This is a genomic window from Nocardioides sp. BP30, from assembly GCF_029873215.1.
GTDB lineage: Bacteria > Actinomycetota > Actinomycetes > Propionibacteriales > Nocardioidaceae > Nocardioides.
Genome location: NZ_CP123620.1, coordinates 3,245,922 through 3,262,658, shown reverse-complemented (window position 1 = coordinate 3,262,658; position 16,737 = coordinate 3,245,922). Strand labels below are relative to the sequence as shown.

General features: G+C 72.3%; 16 protein-coding genes. 7 read left to right on the top strand and 9 right to left on the bottom strand.

Annotated elements, in window-relative coordinates:
• Positions 1-17 precede the first annotated feature (17 nt).
• From P5P86_RS15420 to P5P86_RS15400, 5 genes are all read right to left on the bottom strand, one after another.
• Complete coding sequence (locus P5P86_RS15420; protein ID WP_280608333.1) at positions 18-1,547, bottom strand: acyl-CoA synthetase; 1,530 nt, start codon at positions 1,545-1,547, stop codon at positions 18-20.
• Positions 1,544-2,524, bottom strand: a complete 981-nt coding sequence (locus tag P5P86_RS15415; protein ID WP_280608332.1) for a 3-hydroxyacyl-CoA dehydrogenase NAD-binding domain-containing protein — start codon at positions 2,522-2,524, stop codon at positions 1,544-1,546. The genes P5P86_RS15420 and P5P86_RS15415 overlap by 4 nt, the downstream gene beginning before the upstream one ends.
• Positions 2,521-4,500 carry an acetoacetate--CoA ligase gene (locus P5P86_RS15410; RefSeq protein ID WP_280608331.1) on the bottom strand — a complete coding sequence of 660 codons (1,980 nt, stop codon included), beginning with the start codon at positions 4,498-4,500 and terminating at the stop codon, positions 2,521-2,523. The genes P5P86_RS15415 and P5P86_RS15410 overlap by 4 nt, the downstream gene beginning before the upstream one ends.
• On the bottom strand, positions 4,497-5,288 hold the full coding sequence (locus P5P86_RS15405) for a crotonase/enoyl-CoA hydratase family protein (protein WP_280608330.1): 792 nt from the start codon (positions 5,286-5,288) through the stop codon (positions 4,497-4,499). The genes P5P86_RS15410 and P5P86_RS15405 overlap by 4 nt, the downstream gene beginning before the upstream one ends.
• A gap of 105 nt (positions 5,289-5,393) precedes the next feature.
• Entirely contained in the window at positions 5,394-5,723 is a 330-nt protein-coding gene (locus tag P5P86_RS15400) for a hypothetical protein (RefSeq protein WP_280608329.1), read from the bottom strand.
• Positions 5,724-5,830: 107 nt separating this feature from the next.
• On the opposite strand from P5P86_RS15400, the gene P5P86_RS15395 reads away from it, so the two are divergent.
• Positions 5,831-6,487, top strand: a complete 657-nt coding sequence (locus P5P86_RS15395) for a TetR/AcrR family transcriptional regulator (RefSeq protein ID WP_280608328.1) — start codon at positions 5,831-5,833, stop codon at positions 6,485-6,487.
• A gap of 48 nt (positions 6,488-6,535) precedes the next feature.
• A complete protein-coding gene (locus P5P86_RS15390; RefSeq protein WP_280608327.1) occupies positions 6,536-6,850 on the top strand; it encodes a chorismate mutase in 315 nt (104 codons plus the stop codon).
• Positions 6,851-6,914: 64 nt separating this feature from the next.
• Here the strand turns inward: P5P86_RS15390 and P5P86_RS15385 are convergent, their stop codons facing one another.
• Both P5P86_RS15385 and P5P86_RS15380 read right to left on the bottom strand, forming a co-directional pair.
• Positions 6,915-7,904, bottom strand: coding sequence for a cation diffusion facilitator family transporter (locus P5P86_RS15385; RefSeq protein WP_280608326.1), 990 nt, complete (start codon positions 7,902-7,904; stop codon positions 6,915-6,917).
• Between the two features lie 114 nt (positions 7,905-8,018).
• A complete protein-coding gene (locus tag P5P86_RS15380; protein WP_348537903.1) occupies positions 8,019-8,561 on the bottom strand; it encodes a YbaK/EbsC family protein in 543 nt (180 codons plus the stop codon).
• Positions 8,562-8,693: 132 nt separating this feature from the next.
• On the opposite strand from P5P86_RS15380, the gene P5P86_RS15375 reads away from it, so the two are divergent.
• Positions 8,694-9,608, top strand: a complete 915-nt coding sequence (locus tag P5P86_RS15375) for a helix-turn-helix domain-containing protein (protein WP_280608324.1) — start codon at positions 8,694-8,696, stop codon at positions 9,606-9,608.
• Positions 9,609-9,793: 185 nt separating this feature from the next.
• On the top strand, positions 9,794-10,756 hold the full coding sequence (locus tag P5P86_RS15370; RefSeq protein WP_280608323.1) for an alpha/beta hydrolase: 963 nt from the start codon (positions 9,794-9,796) through the stop codon (positions 10,754-10,756).
• Positions 10,757-10,785: 29 nt separating this feature from the next.
• Here P5P86_RS15370 and P5P86_RS15365 read toward each other — a convergent pair whose 3' ends face one another.
• The gene (locus tag P5P86_RS15365; RefSeq protein ID WP_280608322.1) at positions 10,786-12,102 is read right to left on the bottom strand and encodes a reverse transcriptase family protein; all 1,317 of its coding nucleotides are present in this window, start codon (positions 12,100-12,102) and stop codon (positions 10,786-10,788) included.
• 288 nt (positions 12,103-12,390) lie between these two features.
• Between P5P86_RS15365 and P5P86_RS15360 the strand changes: the two genes are divergently transcribed.
• Both P5P86_RS15360 and P5P86_RS15355 read left to right on the top strand, forming a co-directional pair.
• Positions 12,391-13,578, top strand: coding sequence for a M20 metallopeptidase family protein (locus P5P86_RS15360; protein ID WP_280608321.1), 1,188 nt, complete (start codon positions 12,391-12,393; stop codon positions 13,576-13,578).
• A gap of 17 nt (positions 13,579-13,595) precedes the next feature.
• Positions 13,596-14,678 carry a carboxylate-amine ligase gene (locus tag P5P86_RS15355; protein ID WP_280608320.1) on the top strand — a complete coding sequence of 361 codons (1,083 nt, stop codon included), beginning with the start codon at positions 13,596-13,598 and terminating at the stop codon, positions 14,676-14,678.
• An 80-nt stretch (positions 14,679-14,758) separates the two neighbouring features.
• Here the strand turns inward: P5P86_RS15355 and rimK are convergent, their stop codons facing one another.
• Positions 14,759-15,952 (bottom strand): 30S ribosomal protein S6--L-glutamate ligase, encoded by a 1,194-nt coding sequence (gene rimK / locus P5P86_RS15350; RefSeq protein ID WP_280608319.1) that lies wholly within the window; start codon positions 15,950-15,952, stop codon positions 14,759-14,761.
• A 25-nt stretch (positions 15,953-15,977) separates the two neighbouring features.
• On the opposite strand from rimK, the gene P5P86_RS15345 reads away from it, so the two are divergent.
• Complete coding sequence (locus tag P5P86_RS15345) at positions 15,978-16,454, top strand: ATP-dependent zinc protease family protein (protein ID WP_280608318.1); 477 nt, start codon at positions 15,978-15,980, stop codon at positions 16,452-16,454.
• The last annotated feature ends 283 nt before the right edge of the window (positions 16,455-16,737 follow it).

The window sequence follows — 16,737 nt, the reverse complement described above, 5'->3', positions numbered from 1 at the left end:
AACGTCGGCGGGGTCGGTCACGGGGTCGCCTCTCGCAGTCGGGACTTCACCAGCTTGCCGGACGCGTTGTGCGGCAGCTCGGGCAGGAACACCACGGTCCGGGGCAGCTTGTAGCGTGCCAGCCGGCCGTCGAGGTGGGCGAGGACACCCGCCTCGTCGAGGTCTGCGCCTGCGCGGACCACGACGAAGGCCCGGCCGACCTCGCCCCACCGCTCGTCGGGTACGCCGACCACCGCGCACTCGGCGATGTCGGGATGGCTGTGCAGCGCCTGCTCGACCTCGGCGGGGTAGACGTTCTCCCCGCCCGAGATGTACATGTCCTTGAGCCGGTCGACGATGCGGAGGTAGCCCTCCTGGTCGCGCACCGCCAGGTCGCCGGTATGCAGCCAGCCGCGCTCGTCGGAGGCCGTGTCGAAGGCGGCGGCTGTGGCCGCCTCGTCCTGCCAGTAGCCGGGGGAGACGTTCGGTCCGGAGACCAGGACCTCGCCGGGCTCGCCGACGGCTGTCTCGCGCTCGCCCTGCACGTCCTGGGCCACCACTCGCACATCGGTGAAGAAGCAGGCCGTGCCGGCCGAGCCGAGCTTGCGGACGCCGTCGGCCGCGCGCAGCATCGTCGTACCGGGGGAGGCCTCGGTCAGGCCGTAGCCCTGCACGATCATCAGGCCGCGGTCGAGCCAGGTGTGCAGCAGCGACTCGGGGATCGGCGCGCCGCCGCTGAGCGCCAGCCGCAGGCTGCCGAGGTCGGCCTCGCCGAAGCGCGGGGCGGCGGCCAGAGCGAGGTACATCGAGGTGACCCCGAAGAGCAGGCTGACCCGCATCGACTCGATCAGGTCGATCGCCCGGACGGGGTCGAACCGCGCCTCGATCAACGCGGTGCCGCCCTTGAGGATGGTCGGGAACAGCACCTGGTTGAGCGCGGCGGTGTGGAACAGCGGGGCGGTGACGAGTGCGACCTCCTCGCTGGTGAGGTCGATGTCGACGAGCAGGTTGGCGACGTTCCAGAACACGTTGCCGTGCGTCAGCATCACGCCCTTGGGGCGACCGCTGGTGCCGGAGGTGTACTGGATCATGAAGAGGTCGTCGAGGCCGATCGGCTCGTCGATCTCGCTCTCGTCCTCGCTCCGGAGGCCGTCCAGGCCCGCGCCGGCCGCGCGGGTGAAGACGAGGGTGTCGATCCCCAGCGCCGTGATGGCGGGGTCCTCGGTCGGTCCGGCCAGGGCGTCCTCGACGAGCAGCAGGCTCGCGCCGCTGTGGCCGAGCACGTGGGCGAGCTCCGGTGTCGCGAGCCGGGTGTTCACCGGGACGAACACGCCGCCGAGCTGCGCGGTGGCGAACATCGCCGTCACCATCTCCACGGAGTTGAGGCCGAGGAACGCGACCCGGTCACCGCGTCGCACGCCTCGCTCGCGCAGCCCGTGGGCCAGCTGGGTCGCCCCGCGGTGGAGGTCGGCGTACGTCGTCGGCACGTCGTCTTGGATCAGGGCCGCCTTCGCCGGTGTCATCCGGGCGCGGCGGCGGGTCCAGGAGCCGAGGCCGTTGTCTCTCATCGCGCCTCACCCCCGTGGTCGTCGAGCTGGTCACAGTCGTCGAGCTGGTCACGGTCGCCGAGGCCGACGCGCTGCTTGAGCGCGATCAGCTCGCGCAGGGCACGGTCCCGCCGGGCGAGGACGTCGCGCTCGCGGCCGGCCATCTCGGCCCGTACGCCGTCGACCAGCTCGGCGGTGAGCTCGGGGGTGAGCTCGGGGGAGCCGAGGTCGTTCCACCAGTCGACCATCGGCGGCCCGAGGTGCTCCAGCACGTGCGCCATCCCGCCGGGACCGCCGGAGAGGTGCTGGGTCGCGATGGGTCCGAGCAGTGCCCACCGCAGGCCCGGCCCGGAGGCGACGGCCCGGTCGAGGTCGGCCACGGTGATCGCGCCCCGGCGGACCAGGTCGTAGGCCTCGCGCCACAGCGCCGACTGCAGCCGGTTCACCACGTGTCCGGGCAGCTCGGCACGCACGCGCACCGGTTGACGCCCGAGCCGGGTCATCGCGGTCATGGTCGCCTCGATCGTCTCCTCCGACGTCGCGCGCCCGCCGACCACCTCGACCAGCGGGACCAGGTGCGGCGGGTTGAAGGGGTGCGCCACCACCACCCGCTCGGGGTGGCGGCAGGCGTCCTGGAAGGCGCTCGGCCCGAACCCGGAGGAGCTGCTGGCCAGCACCACGTCGGGCGCCGCCACCGCATCGAGGGCGGCGAAGAGCTCACGCTTGAGGTCGACCCGCTCGGGCCCCGACTCGATGACCAGGTCGGCCGGTGCGACGGCACCGGCGGGGTCGAGGTGGACGTGCAGGCGCTCCAGCGCGCCGGCGTCCGTGTCGAGCTCGACCAGGTGCGCCGCCACGGCGGTGCGCAGCCGGTCCTCGGCCGCCGGGTCGGGGTCGGCGGCGTGCACGGTCAGTCCCTTGGCCAGGGCCAGGGCGGTCCAGCTGCCGCCGATCGAGCCGGCCCCGACCACCGCGAGGGTGCTGATGTCGGTCCTCATGCGTGGGTCTCCTGGTGCTCGGGAGCGAGGGCGATGAACGGGTCGAGCACCGTCGGGTCCGCCAGGGCGTCACGGCTGACCACCTGTGCCGCCGGCGTGCCCTGCAGGATCCGCTTGACCGGCAGCTCCAGCTTCTTGCCGGTCAGGTTGCGGGGGACGGCAGGTACGCCGACGATCCGGTCCGGCACGTGCCGAGGCGAGAGCGCGGTGCGCAGCGCGGTCCTGATGATGCCGATCAGCGTCTCGTCGAGCGGCTCAGCGCCGGCGGTGGCGACGAAGAGGATCAGCTCGCCGTTGCCGCCGGCCGGGTCCTCCAGATGCACGACCAGGCTGTCGGCCACCCCGGGCAGCTCCTCCACGACCCGGTAGAACTCTGCGGTGCCCAGCCGGACGCCGCCGCGGTTGAGGGTGGCGTCGCTGCGACCGGTGACGACGCAGCTGCCGTCGGGCTCGAAGACGATCCAGTCGCCGTGCCGCCACACGCCGGGATAGGTGTCGAAGTAGGTGTCGCGCAACCTGCTGCCGTCGGTGTCGCCCCACAGGCCGATCGGCATGGACGGCATCGGCGCGGTGACCACCAGCTCGCCGGGCTCGCCGATCACCTCGCGGCCCGCCTCGTCGTACGCGTGCACGTCGACGGCGAGGGCGCGACCGGAGATCATCCCGGCCCGGACGGGCAGCAGCGGGTTGTTCTGGACCAGGCCGCTGCACACGTCGGTGCCGCCGCTGCCGACGTTGAGCTGCACCTGTGCGCCGAGATGCTCGCCGATCCAGGCGTAGCCCTCCGGGGGCAGCGGCGAGCCGGCCGAACCGACGACGCGAATCTTGAGATCGAGGTCGCGCAGGTCGAGACCGGCCGCGCGGCAGGCCATCACGAAGCCCGGGCTGGCGCCCATCAGGGTCGCCCCGGTCTCCTCGGCGAGGCGCCACTGCCAACCGAGGTCGGGGTAGGCCGGGTCGCCGTCCAGCATCACGATCGTCGCGCCGACCAGCAGTCCCGAGACCAGCGCGTTCCACATCATCCAGGCGGTGGTGGAGTACCACAGCATCACGTCGCCGGGGCCGAGGTCCCACGACAGCGCGTGGTTCTTCAGGTGCTCCAGGGTGATGCCGCCGTGTCCGTGCACGATGGCCTTGGGCTTGCCGGTCGTGCCGGAGGAGAACAGCACCACCAACGGGTGGTCGAAGGGCACCGGTGTGATCTCGGCGAGCGGCTCGACCACCGCGGCCAGCAGCGCCGGCCACGAGGCGGCGCCGGCCACGCGCCACTCGCCGTACTCGATGTCGATGACCGTCCGAACGCTCGGCAGGCCGGTGACCACCTCGGCCACCTGGTCGCGCCGGTCGATCGGCTTGGCGCCGTACCGGTAGCCGCCGGCGACCAGCAGCACGACGGGCTCGACCTGTCCGAAGCGGTCGACGACGCTGCGGGGGCCGAACTCGATCGCGCAGCTGGTCCACACCGCACCCAGGCCGGCGGCCGCCAGGAACGCGACCAGCGCCTCGGGGGTGTTCGGCAGGTAGCCCGCCACCCGGTCGCCGGGCCGCACGCCGAGGTCGACGAGGACCCGCCGGGCACGCGCGACCTGATCACGCAGCTCGCGCCAGCTGAGGTCGACGTCGGGCCGGGCCTGCGAGCGGCCCAGGACGGCCGGGCGATCCTCGCTGCCTTCGCCGGCACCGCGCAGCGCCTGCTCGGCGTAGTTGAGCAGCGAGCCGGGGAACCACCGCGCGCCCGGCATCGTGCGCTCGGCCAGGACAGCGCTCCGCTCGCCGTGCTCGGCGACGTCGAAGAACTCCCAGAGCGCGGCCCAGAAGCCGTCCAGGTCCTCGACCGACCAGCGCCACAGGTCGTCGTGGCCGCTCAGGTCGAGACCGTTGTGCTCGTTCACCCAGCGGAGGAAGCGGCCCACTCGCGTCGTCTCCAGGACGTCGGCGGGCGGCGTCCAGAGGATGTCGCCGGTCTGCACGCTCATCGGTCGGTCACCTTCTGGGCCCGGCCGTCCAGGAACGCCTGCATGCGCTGCTTGGCGTCACCGGTGCCCTGGGCGATGGCGGCCATCATCGACTCCATCACGTAGCCCTCGCGCGGGTTGGCCTCCGCGATCCGGGGGAGTGCCTGGACGATCGCGTAGTTGCTCTGCGGTGCGTTTTCCGCGATCCGGGCGGCCAGGTCGAGCGCGAGGTCCAGGCCGGCACCGTCGTCCGCGACGTACTGGGACAGGCCCACGGCGGCACCCTGCTCGGCGTCGTACCGGCGACCGGTCAACATGAGGTCGGCCATCCGGGCCACGCCGATGAGGCGCGGGATGCGCACCGAGCCGCCGCCGCCGACGAACAGGCCGCGCATCCCTTCGGGGAGGGCGTAGAACGTGGAGCGCTCGGCGACCCGGATGTGGGTCGCGGCGGCCAGCTCCAGGCCGCCGCCGATGACGGCACCCTTCAGCGCCGCGACCACCGGGACGGTGCCGAACTCGATCTGCTCGAAGGCGCGGTGCCACATCCGCGAGTGCCGGACGCCGCCGAGCGTGTCCCGCTCGGCCATCTCCGCCAGGTCGAGGCCGGCGCAGAAGTGGTCGCCGTCGGCCGCGAGAACGACGCACGCGACGTCCTCGGGCAGGTGGGTGAAGAACCGCTCGATCCCCAGCACGGTCTCGTCGCTCAGCGCATTGCGCTTCTCGGGTCGGGCGAGGGTGAGGACGGCGACCTTGCCGCTGCGCTCCACGCGCAGGGTAGGGGGCAGCTCGAGGGCGGAATGCGACACAGGACCTCCAGAACAAACAGGAATCCTGATTATTACAGCAGGCCGGCGGGTCGCACGCAAGGAGCGCCGACGGCGGGTGGCCTCCGCCGGTCGGCTGCTACGCGGTCATCGCTGAGCGGCGCGGGCCGCTGCTGCGCACTCCTTGCAGATCTGCGCGAGGTGGGTGTCCATCCGCAGCTCCCAGAAGGTGTGCCAGGTGACCGACGGCTGCCCGCAGGCGGTGCGGTGCTCGCCGTTGCGCCGGATGTGGAACGGGCCCCAGGCGGCGCGTCGCCCGTCGAACCGGCGCTCCGCATGCCGGGCGGTCAGCAGCCACTCGGTCGGCCGGGGGGTCGGCCGGCCGGCGGGGGCGGTGCGGCTGGCGGGAGCGGTGCGAGCGCCACGCGCCGCGGCGGCCGGCATGGTGTTCGAGGTGTCTGCAGGTGCTGTGGTCATCCCGGCCATTCCTCACTCGCGTGATGCAGTCCACTCGGTGGGACTGAATGTCTTTAGGTGAGACTAGGTGTCAACAGGCAGAATGTCCACCACCGAGAGGAGCTTTGATGAGTGCTGGCCGCACCGACATCGCCGACGTGGCGTTCCACCTGTTCGCCGAGCGCGGCTACGACGCGACCTCCGTCGACGACATCGCCGCCGCGGCCGGGGTGAGCCGCAGTACGTTCTTCCGTTCCTACGGCTCCAAGGAGGCGGTGATCTTCCCCGATCACGACGCCCTGCTGCAGCGCGTCGAGGACCGATTGCGCAGCTCGCACTCCGACTCGGCGCTCGCGGCAGTCGTCGATGCGGTCAAGATCGTGCTCTTCCACTACGTCGCCGAGGGCGAGCGCGCCCGGGAGCGCTACCGGCTCACGTCGTCGGTGACGGCCCTGCGCGAGCGCGAGCTCTGGGGTGGGCTGCGCTACCAGCGACTCTTCCGCACCTACCTCGGCCGATGGGGCGATGGCTCGGAGGCCGCCGAGCTCAACGCGGAGCTGATGGCGGCGAGCGTGGTCGCAGCGCACAACCGCGTGCTCCGGCGCTGGCTGCGCGGTGAGATCGAGGACCCGCAGCGCGAGATCGAGTCCGCGCTCGCGGTGGTGCAACGCACCTTCTCCCCGAGTGACGCGGCCGGCGGCGCTGTGGTGGTGGTGAGCACGGCTGCGCCGCTGGCCCGGATCGAGGCGGCAGTGCGGCAGGCGCTGGCGCAGGAGGGTGGGTGAGCGTGCGTCGGGTTGGCGAAAGCGCCCGCGACGTGGGTGGATGGTGCCATGACGACGGATGACCCGGGCGCTGAGCTCGCCCGCCTGCGCGCCAGCATCGACAACCTCGACGCCGCACTGGTCCATCTGCTGGCCGAGCGCTTCAAGTGCACCGAGCAGGTCGGGCGGCTCAAGGCCCGGGTGGGGATGCCGGCCGCCGACCCGGGCCGGGAGGCGGCCCAGATCGAGCGTCTGCAGCGGCTCTCCGACGAGAGCGGCCTCGACGCCGCGTTCGCGCAGAAGATCCTCGGCGTGATCATCGCGGAGGTCATCCGCAACCACGAGGCCTTCCAGGACGCCGAGTCCGCCGGCACCGACGGCTGACCACCGCCGAGGCGTCACCTTCCGCGGGGCGAGGCGTCACCTTCCGCGGGTCGAGTGGCCGAGCTCAGGAGGCGAGCCCGTCCGCGGTGAGCGCCGGCTCGTCCGGCGGCGCGGGGGTGAGGACCGCGTCCTCGATCAGGTCGGAGCGCTCGATGTCGGCCTCCACCCGGCGGAAGCGCAGCGCGAGCTGGCCCTCCCGGTCGTCCCCGACCAGGTCGACCGCGGCGACCACGAACAGCCTGCTGGGCCCGACGTACTCCACGTGGAGGTAGGTGATCCGCTCGATCTCCGGGTGCTCCAACATCGTGCGGAGCACCTCGCGCTGCATCTCCTGGCTGAGCCCCTGACCGAGGAGGTAGGCCATGTTGCGTCGCATCAGGAAGATCGCGACGACGGCCAGCAGCAGGCCGACAGCGATCGACCCACAGGCGTCGTACGCCGCCTCGCCGGTCGCCTGGTGCAGCGCGATCGCACCCCCCGCCAGCGCGATGCCGATCAGGGCGGACGCGTCCTCGAAGAAGACAGCGCGCAGGGTGCTGTCGGAGGTGCGTGAGACGTACCGGAACGGATGCAGGCCGAGCGTGCGGGCCTTGCCGTGGACCTGCCGGTTCGCCTGGAAGAACGAGGAGCCCTCGAGCAGGACGGAGATGCCGAGGATGACGTAGTTGATGGTGAAGCTGCCGGCGTCACCCGGCTCCGACAGCAGATCGGTGACCCCGTGCCAGATCGACACCATCGCGCCCGCCGAGAACAGGCCGAAGGCGGCGACCAGCGACCAGATGTAGGTCTGCCGGCCATAGCCCCGGGGGTGCTGGGCATCGCGGGGCCGGCGCCCGCTGCGCTCGGCGATGAGCAGGAACACCTCGTTGCCGGTGTCGGACCAGGAGTGCGCCGCCTCGGCGACCATGGCGGCAGAGCCCGTCAGCGCCGCGGCGACGCTCTTGGCCATCGCCAGCAGCGCATTGGCACCCAGCGCGATGACGACGGTCAGCGTCGACTCGCCCGAGCCGCCGCCCTGGTCCCGGGCCTCGGCCTCGAACGCTTCCACATCCACGACGCGACGGTACCCACGACGGCCGGACCCGAGTGCCGACGCACCCCGGCACCTGTCCGCACCCCCTCGCGGACGTGTCGCGATCGGGAGCGCAGGCACCCGGCACGGCGGTGATCAGCGGCCGAGGTCCTCGATCACCTCGACGCCCGGGAGCGTGCCGAGAGCCGGCCCGGGCACCAGCAGCTTCGAGCGCCGTACGCCGGAACCGAGCACGACGAACTCCGCCCGGGTCAGCCGCTCGTCGACCAGCACCCGCCAGGCGGCGGGCAGTCCCACCGGCGTGATCCCGCCGTACTCCATCGCCGACTCCTCGACAGCGCGCTCCATCGGCAGGAACGACGCCTTGCGCACGTCGAGCAGCCGCCGCACCAGCCCGTTGACGTCGGCGCGGGTGTCGGCCGGGACCACACAGGCGGCGATCCGCTCGTCCCCGGCGCGCTGCCCGGCGACCAGGACGCAGTTCCCGCTCGCCGCCAGCGGAAGGTCGTAGGCGGCCACCAGGGCGGCGGTGTCCGCCAGCTCCGCATCGATCGCGACCACGCCGACAGCGGCGGCGTCGGGCCACCCGATCAGCGCCGCTGCCACCGGGTCGGCGAGCAGGTCGGGGTGATCGTTCGCGGGCAGGGTGGTCAGATCGGCGATCGTCGGCAGGCTCATGCTCAGCATCCTCGCTCACGGCCACGGGCGAGCGGGCGTCGCCCGCCGACCGGCGTCACCCGGACGGCGGCATCGCTTAGGCTTTTCGCAGACCTTTGCGCCGACGGGAAAGGCGGAATCGGCGTTGCTTCCGTGCTCGAGCGCACCGCGTCCGGCTTCCTGCCGTCCTCGGCGACGGTCGTGCAGCACCTCGACCTGGGGTCGGTGCAGTTCACCCGCACCCACGCCCGGCTCCCGCGCGAGCCCGGTGCCGACTACCGGGATCCTGGTGACGCGCTGGTGTGGGCATTCGTGCTGCGCGGCAGCGTGTCGGTACGGCAGGCGCGGGCCGAGCTCGACACCGATCCAGGTTTGATGAGCGTCAAGCACTTCCGGCGCCCCACCAGCTTCCGCTACACCCCGGACTTCCAGGCGCTCTCGATCCGGATGGACGCGGAGTCGCTGGGGCTGGGACAGCGCACCCTCGACGCGCTGAGCAGCGTGGCGTTCCCGGTGGTCGGCGGCGTCCCTCGGATGCTGTGGGCGATGGCGAGCAGCGCGCTCGAGAACGCCGCCGACCTCACGCCCGCGACCTCGGGCGCGGTGGCGCGTTCAGCGGTCGACTTCACCACCGCGTTCGTCGACGACTTCGTGGGCCGCCTGACTCCGACCGAGGTGGAGCGGCGCAACGTGGTGGCGCTCGCCCTGCGGCACATCGAGGTCCACGCGGCCGACCCGCGACTGACGCCGGCCCGGGTCGCCGAGGGAGTGCACGTCTCGCTGCGCTCGTTGCAGAAGGCGTTCCGCGCCTGTTCCCGCTCGGTGGCGGGGAGCATCCTGGACGCCCGGCTGGCACGAGCCGCTCGGCTGCTCGCCGGCTCGGCGCCGGGCATCCCCGTCGAGCTGATCGCCGAGCGCTCGGGATTCACCTCGCCGGCACGGTTCAGCCGCGCCTTCCGTGAGCGCTACGAGGCCACGCCGACCCAGTGGCGTCAGGAACAGGCGGTCGCGACGGTGCCTCGCGCCCGCCGTGCCGAGCAGATTGACAGCACGCGAACGCTTCCTTGACATCGCGCGCACAGCCTCGGCGTCGGCCGGGTCCGGGGCCTAACCTCGACCCAGGCGGTCGCAACGGCCGAGCGAGCGCGGGTTGCCGGCGTGAACGGTCGGGCCCGTGCGCGACGCCGTGGCCCCGGCGCCTGACGCCGCCTCCCGACGGCGAGACCCTCCCACCCACCAGAGAAGAGATCCCCATGGCAGGAAACCCGCACCACCTCGCCCTCGAGCCCGCCGCGCAGGCGTTCGTCGACGCCACCAGCGAGCCACCGTTCCTCTACCAGCTCGCGCCGGAGGAGGGCCGCAAGGCCGTCGACGGCGTGCAGGACGAGCCGATCGAGAAGCCCGACATCGACGAGGAGTGGATCGAGGTCCCGGGCGGCCCGAGCGGGTCGGTCCAGGTTCGGATCGTGAAGCCCCGGGGCGCCGACGCAGCGCTTCCGGTGGTGCTCTACGTCCACGGCGCCGGCTGGGTCTTCGGCGATGCCCACACCCACGACCGGCTCGTCCGCGACCTGGCGGTCGGGACCGGTGCCGCCGTCGTCTTCCCGGAGTACGACCGCTCGCCCGAGGTGCGCTACCCGCACGCGATCGAGCAGTCGTACGCCGTCGCGCAATGGGTCGGGACCGCCGGGGCCGAGCACGGCTTGGACGGCAGCCGGATCGCCGTCGCGGGCGACTCGGTCGGCGGCAACATGTCGGCCGCGCTGACGCTGCTGGCCAAGGAGCGCGGCGACGTGTCGTTCCGCTTCCAGGTGCTGTTCTACCCGGTCACCGACGCGAGCTTCGACACCGAGAGCTATCACACCTTCGCGGAGGGCTACTTCCTCGCCCGCGAGGGGATGAAGTGGTTCTGGGACCAGTACACGACCAGCGAGGAGGACCGCGCCCAGATCACCGCCTCCCCGCTGCGTGCCTCCACCGAGCAGCTCACCGGCCTGCCGCCGGCGCTCGTCATCACCGCGGAGGCCGACGTGCTCCGTGACGAGGGTGAGGCCTACGCCGCCAACCTGCGCCGGGCCGGTGTCCCGGTCACCGCTGTGCGCTACCAGGGCATCGTGCACGACTTCGTGATGGTCAACTCGCTGCACGACACCCAGGCCGCGAAGGCTGCCGTCGCCCAGGCCGTGGCGGCGCTGCGGGGTGCGCTGCTCGACTGAGCGACGCCTCGAAGGAGCGGCAGCGCGCCTCACCTGCTCCAGTCGATGGCGTCGTACGCCGCCTTGAGCCGAGCCCCGCGGGCCGGGTCGTGCTGGGCCACCCAGGCGACCCGGCCCCGCAGGTGCTCGGCGAAGGCCGGGACGCCCTCACGGTTCTGGCTGCCGGGGCCGTACCGGCCGCAGTTGTGCAGGATCGCGCGCAGCAGGTCCACCTCCGCGCGGGCGACGTGCGGTCGATCGTTGATGACGAGCCCACCGAGCACCTGCCGTCCGCCGTGCATCATGACGGCCGTCTTGCGCTGGTTGAGTCGGAACCCCTCGTCGCGCACGACCTCCTCGATCGCCTCGAGCAGGCGCGAGGTGCCGGTCGACCAGCTGCGGCCGCCGGAGAACGCCAGGTCGTCCGCGTACCGGGTGTAGCGGCCGCCCCACGCCTGCGCGAGCGCGCTGAGCCGCACGTCGAGGCGGTACGCCGCCAGGTTGGCCAGCGCCGGAGAGGTCGGTGCGCCCTGGGGCAGGTGGGGTGCGGCGAGTCGTCGGCCCAGCCGCCAGTGGGCGGCGTGCAGCCGCTCGGAGGCCGGGCGCGGGATCGCCTGCCACACCGCGTGGGGCAGCACCGTCGTCGTCAGGCCCGCCAGGAGGTGCGCCACCGGCTCCGGGTAGCCGGCGGTCCGCCAGATCCCGTAGACCCGGTTCACCGTGACACCGGCGAAGAACGACTCCAGGTCCATCCGGATCACCACGGCCCGGCCGGCGTGCGGTGCGGCGTAGGACCCGACCGAGCCACCCGGCCGGAACCCGCGCGCGGCCGCGTGCGCCGGGATCGCGGAGAGCATCCGGCCCAGGAGCAGCCGCTGGATGTCCTTGAGCCGCTGCTTGGGAGCCTCGAGCACGCGGATGGCGCCGCTGGCAGCAACCCGGTGGCTCACCCGGTAGTGCTGCAACCGGGGCTCGTCGGTCTGCCGGGCCCAGCGGCGCGGGTCGGCGAACCAGTCCAGCTCGCCGCTGTCGACGCGCAGCAGCCCGGCGAGCGCGCCGATGTCGTCGAGCGCCGGCAGCTGCCAGCGGTTGGCCGCCATCCGGGTCGGGCTGACCGGCTGCAGCAGCGGCCGCGCGCGTCTGGCCTTGGGCTTGGCCGCTGCGGGACGGCTCGCGATGAGGGTGGCCAGCTCACGCGGCCTGTCCACGGGGGCGCGGGGGAGGAGGTCGAGGGTCTGCCGCGCCAGGGCGGTGAGCCAGCCGGTACGTCGGCCGAGGACCTCCACACCGCCCGCGACCAGCGCCTCCTCGGTCCACTCGCCGCCCAGGAACGCTGCGGCGAGCGCTCGCGCCAGGTCGGCCCTCAACGGCGGCGTCCTGCCCGGCGGCCGGGGTGCGGCAGCGCCGCCCGACCTGTCCCGTCGTGCGCGCGATGTCCTGCAGCGGAGCGCAGCCTGTCGCGCGCGGTGCTGAGCCCGGACGTACCGGTGGCCCCCGGGGTAGCCCCGGGGAGGCGGACCGATGACGCGCACCGGCCAACCGTCTCGAGAGGGCGCTGCCGCACGTCGGCACGATAGCGACTCCGGCAGCGCCCGTACGGCAGAACCGACGAGGACGGCGTGACTTCACCACCCTGCCTCGTATCGTCGGTGGACATGGACCCACGTGCGACGACGATGGCGATGTTGCGAGCCGCGCTGGAGCAGGAGCTGCCGGCGGCGGTGGCGCTGCGTCGCCGGATCCACGCGCAGCCCGAGCTGTCCGGGGCCGAGTGGCGCACCGCGGAGGAGGTCACGGCGGCGATCGGCGCCGGCGAGACCTCGGTCGTCGCCGAGACCGGCCGGCTGATCCGGATCGGGCGACAGGAGGGCCCGTGCGTCGCCGTACGCGCCGAGCTCGATGCCCTGCCGGTGATCGAGTGCACCGGATCCGACGACGCGTCGACCAACGGGCTGATGCACGCCTGCGGCCACGACGTCCACCTCGCTGCGACGGCGGCGTTGGCCAGGGCGGCGGCACGGGTGGACCTGCCGGTGCCGCTGCTCGTCATCCTCCAGCCGCGCGAGGAGAAGCCGCCGTCGGGCGCCCGCGAGATCGTGGCGACCAAGATCCTCACCGAGCACGACGTGCGGGCCGTGGTGGGAGCCCATGTCCAGCCGCTGCTGTCGCGGCGTACGGTGGCCGCCACCGAGGGGGCCGTCAACGCCTCGACCGACGAGCTCGAGATCCTGATCACCGGACGCGGCGGCCACGGCGGCTATCCGCACCTCACCCGGGACCCCGTGCTGGCGCTGGCCCAGGTCATCGTGGCGCTGCAGCAGGTCGTCAGCCGGCGGGTCGACCCGCTGCACGCCGCGGTGCTGAGCATCGGCGCCGTGCGGGCGGGGTCGGCTGCCAACGTCATCCCCGACGAGGCGCACGCCCACGGCACGCTCCGGCTGCTCGACGTCGCCGACCGGGCGCGCGTGCACGAGGAGATCACGACCATCGTGGACCGGGTGGCCGCCGGCTTCGGCTGTCGCGGCGAGGTGCGGATCCAGGACGGTGAGCCGGCCCTGGTCAACGACGCACTGCTGGCAGCGGGGACGCACCCGCGACTCGCCGAGCTCGGATTCGAGCTGACGTCCTCACTGCGCTCGTGCGGAGCCGACGACTTCTCCCACTACGGCGACGTGGCCCGCATCCTGATGATGTTCGTCGGCGTCGACCAGCAGCCCGGTCTCGCCGAGCCGGCCATCCTGCACCACGCCACGTTCCGGCCCACCGACGACGCCGTGGGTGATGTGGCACTCGCGCTCCTGGCCGGATACGTCGCGGCGCTGGACGCTTCGATCATCGGGTGAGAGGGCACTGACGAGCCATGACACGGACAGTGGGAGTCGAGGAGGAGTTCCTCCTGGCCCAGCGCGAGTCCCCGTACCTGGCCGCCGAGGGCGGTCAGGTGGTGGCGCGGGCCGAGCAGGCGACGCACGGGCGCTTCGACAAGGAGTTCATGCAGCAGCAGGCGGAGCTCGGCTCGGCGCCGCACGAGGACATCGGTTCGCTGCACGCCGATCTCCGCGCCCGGCGTGCTGAGCTCGCAGAGGCGGCGCGGGCCCGCGGCGTGCGTCTGCTCGCCTCGGCGACCAGCCCGCTGGACCAGCGCGTCACCACCACGGCAGACGCCCGCTACGAGCGGATGATCGACATGTTCGGCAGGCTGGCGCAGATGCAGCTCGCCTGCGGCATGCACGTCCACGTCTCGATCGACTCGCCCGAGGAGGGCGTGGCCGTACTCGACCGTATCCGCGGGTGGCTGCCGGTGCTGCTCGCCCTCAGCGCCAACTCGCCGTTCCTGGCCGGCCGCGACACGGACTACGCCAGCTACCGCAGCGTGCTGTGGGGTCAGTGGCCGACGGCCGGCGCGGCCGATGTGTTCGGCTCGATCGAGGGGTACGAGCGTGCGCGCGCTGCCCTCATCAGCAGCGGTGCCGCGCTCGACGAGGCGATGATCTGCTTCGACGCGCGCCTCTCCGCCCGCTACCCGACCGTCGAGATCCGGGTCTGCGACGTGTGTGCCGATGTGCGCGATGCGGCGACGATCGCCGCCCTGGCCCGGGCGCTGGTCTCGACAGTGGCCGACCAGGCCGCCGACGGCATGCCGGTGCCGGCGATCCGCAGCGAGCTCATCCGCGCCACCTCCTGGCGGGCCGCGCGGTGGGGCGTCGAGGAGCAGCTGGTCGACCCCGCCTCCGGTGCGCTCGTCCCGGCCTGGGAGCTGGTCGGCGAGCTGCTCGCGATGGTCGAGCCGGCCCTGAAGAGCACCGGCGACGACGAGCTGGTCAGGACCGGCCTCGCCCGGATCCGCGAGCGTGGCTCCGGGGCGCGGCTGCAGCGCGACGCGTTCGCGCGCGGCGGCATCGACGCGGTGGTCGAGGCGCTGGTGGAGCAGACGACCGCCTGAGGTCGAGTCGGGCCTGCGTCCGGGTCGAGTCGGGCCTGCGTCCGGGTCGAGTCGGGCCTGCGTCCGGGTCGAGTCGGGCCTCAGCCGTCGGCGGGCAGGGGGTTCTTCGGCAGCTTCTTGACCCGCGGTCGCCGCTTCGGCCGGTCCGGGATCATCGTGCGCATCTCCTCGAGCTTGCCCCAGCACAGCAGCCGGTCCTCGGCCTCCAGCACGTGCCCGGTGTTCGGGTTGGGGATCACCATCGAGCCGCGGTGCAGGGTGAGGACGGTGATGTCCCGCTCGCGCAGTCCGGACTCTCCGAGTGTCTTGCCGACGAGGTCCGCGTCGCCGTGCACCACGAGCTCTGCCACGCCGTACCCGGTGGAGACGGCGAGCCGCTCGCGCACGTCGATCTGCGGGAAGGCCACCTGGTTGTCGATGTAGTCGATGATCGCGCCGGCGACGTCGAGCTTGGTGGCCGTCTCGATGCCTTCCAGGCCGGGGGAGGAGTTGACCTCCATCACCAGCGGCCCGTCGACGCTTTCCAGCATGTCGACGCCGGCCACCTTGAGGCCCATGATCTGGGCGGCCCGCACGGCCGTGCGCTCGAACTCCTCGTCCAGCTCGACCCGTTCGACCGCGCCGCCCCGGTGGACGTTGGAACGGAAGTCCTCTCCCTGAGCCGTACGCCGCATCGCCGCCACGACGCGGTCGCCCACCACGAGCGCCCGGATGTCGCGCCCCTTGGACTCCTTGATGAACTTCTGGATCAGCACGTTGTGCCGGGTGGAGTGCAGCGTCTCGATGATCGCCTCGGCGACCTTGATGTCCGGCGCCAGGATCACGCCGATGCCCTGGGTTCCCTCGAGCAGCTTGATGATGACCGGCGCACCGCCCACCCGGTTGATCGCCGGCACGACGTCGGCGCGGTTCCGCACGAACGCCGTCGGCGGCATCGCGATGCCGTGTCGGGACAGGATCTGGTTGGCCCGCAGCTTGTCGCGCGAGTTGGTGATCCCGCTCGAGGTGTTGGGCGTGTAGACGTCCATCTGCTCGAACTGCCGCACCACGGCGGTGCCGTAGTAGGTGATGGAGGCGCCGATGCGCGGCAGGATCGCGTCGTACTCCGTCAGCTGCCTGCCGCGGAAGTGCAGGTCCGGCTCGTCGCCGGACAGATCGATCGCGAACCGCAGGGTGTTGAGCACCTTGACGTTGTGGCCGCGGTCGAGGGCGGCCTGACGCAGGCGCTGGGTGCTGTAGCTGCGCGGCGCGCGAGACAAGAGGGCGATCTTCACGAAGGGATCCTGGTTGGATGGGGACGTGTCCACGAACGATCCCACCCGCACCGTCGGCTGGCGTGAATGGGTCGGCCTGCCGGGCCTCGGGATCGAGTGGCTCAAGGCCAAGATAGACACCGGCGCCCAGACGTCATCGTTGCACGCCTTCGCCTTGGAACGGTTCGGGCGCGACGGAGAGGACTGGGTCCGGTTCGAGGTGCACCCGTGGCAGCGCAGCTCGGCCGATCCGGTGGTGGTCGAGCTGCCCGTGCATGACCGCCGGCACGTCCGGTCCTCCTCCGGTCACGTCGAGGAGCGGTACGTCGTCACGCTCGACCTGCGCCTGGACGGTCGGATCGTGCCAGCCGAGGTCACGCTGACGCGCCGCGACGCGATGGGCTTCCGGATGCTCGTGGGCCGTGAGGTGCTGCGGCGGGGGTTCCTGGTCGACTCGTCGGCCTCCTATCTGGGTGGGAGGCCACCCAAGGACGTACGCCGCGCCAACCGCCGTCCGGAGTGATGCCGAGGCGTCATCGTGTGACCGTCGAGGCGTCAACGTGTGACTGTCGAGGCGTCGGTGCGTGGTAGTTGAGTTGCGTCGAGGCGGATGTCGCTTCGGGGTTGGTCTGAGGAAAAACGGAAAGCGTGGGCTAGTCCCAGCGTGGCCCGGTGTCTTGGCCGGGTCGAGTGCCTTAAGCACAGTTGCGTCGGGCCACGATGGCTGTGATCCAGTACGACGAGATTTCCGCGCTGGTCCGGTTACGAGAACAGGGTTGACCACACACATCCGACCACCTAGGCTT

What these genes read in the sequence shown, in the direction of transcription:
- P5P86_RS15390 (WP_280608327.1), top strand. Translation starts at nt 6,536, where the DNA reads ATGACGACGGATGACCCGGGCGCTGAGCTCGCCCGCCTGCGCGCCAGC.
- P5P86_RS15415 (WP_280608332.1), bottom strand. Translation starts at nt 2,524, where the DNA reads ATGAGGACCGACATCAGCACCCTCGCGGTGGTCGGGGCCGGCTCGATC.
- P5P86_RS15395 (WP_280608328.1), top strand. Translation starts at nt 5,831, where the DNA reads ATGAGTGCTGGCCGCACCGACATCGCCGACGTGGCGTTCCACCTGTTC.
- P5P86_RS15410 (WP_280608331.1), bottom strand. Translation starts at nt 4,500, where the DNA reads ATGAGCGTGCAGACCGGCGACATCCTCTGGACGCCGCCCGCCGACGTC.
- P5P86_RS15355 (WP_280608320.1), top strand. Translation starts at nt 13,596, where the DNA reads ATGACACGGACAGTGGGAGTCGAGGAGGAGTTCCTCCTGGCCCAGCGC.
- P5P86_RS15380 (WP_348537903.1), bottom strand. Translation starts at nt 8,561, where the DNA reads ATGAGCCTGCCGACGATCGCCGATCTGACCACCCTGCCCGCGAACGAT.
- P5P86_RS15420 (WP_280608333.1), bottom strand. Translation starts at nt 1,547, where the DNA reads ATGAGAGACAACGGCCTCGGCTCCTGGACCCGCCGCCGCGCCCGGATG.
- P5P86_RS15360 (WP_280608321.1), top strand. Translation starts at nt 12,391, where the DNA reads ATGGACCCACGTGCGACGACGATGGCGATGTTGCGAGCCGCGCTGGAG.
- P5P86_RS15370 (WP_280608323.1), top strand. Translation starts at nt 9,794, where the DNA reads ATGGCAGGAAACCCGCACCACCTCGCCCTCGAGCCCGCCGCGCAGGCG.
- P5P86_RS15400 (WP_280608329.1), bottom strand. Translation starts at nt 5,723, where the DNA reads ATGACCACAGCACCTGCAGACACCTCGAACACCATGCCGGCCGCCGCG.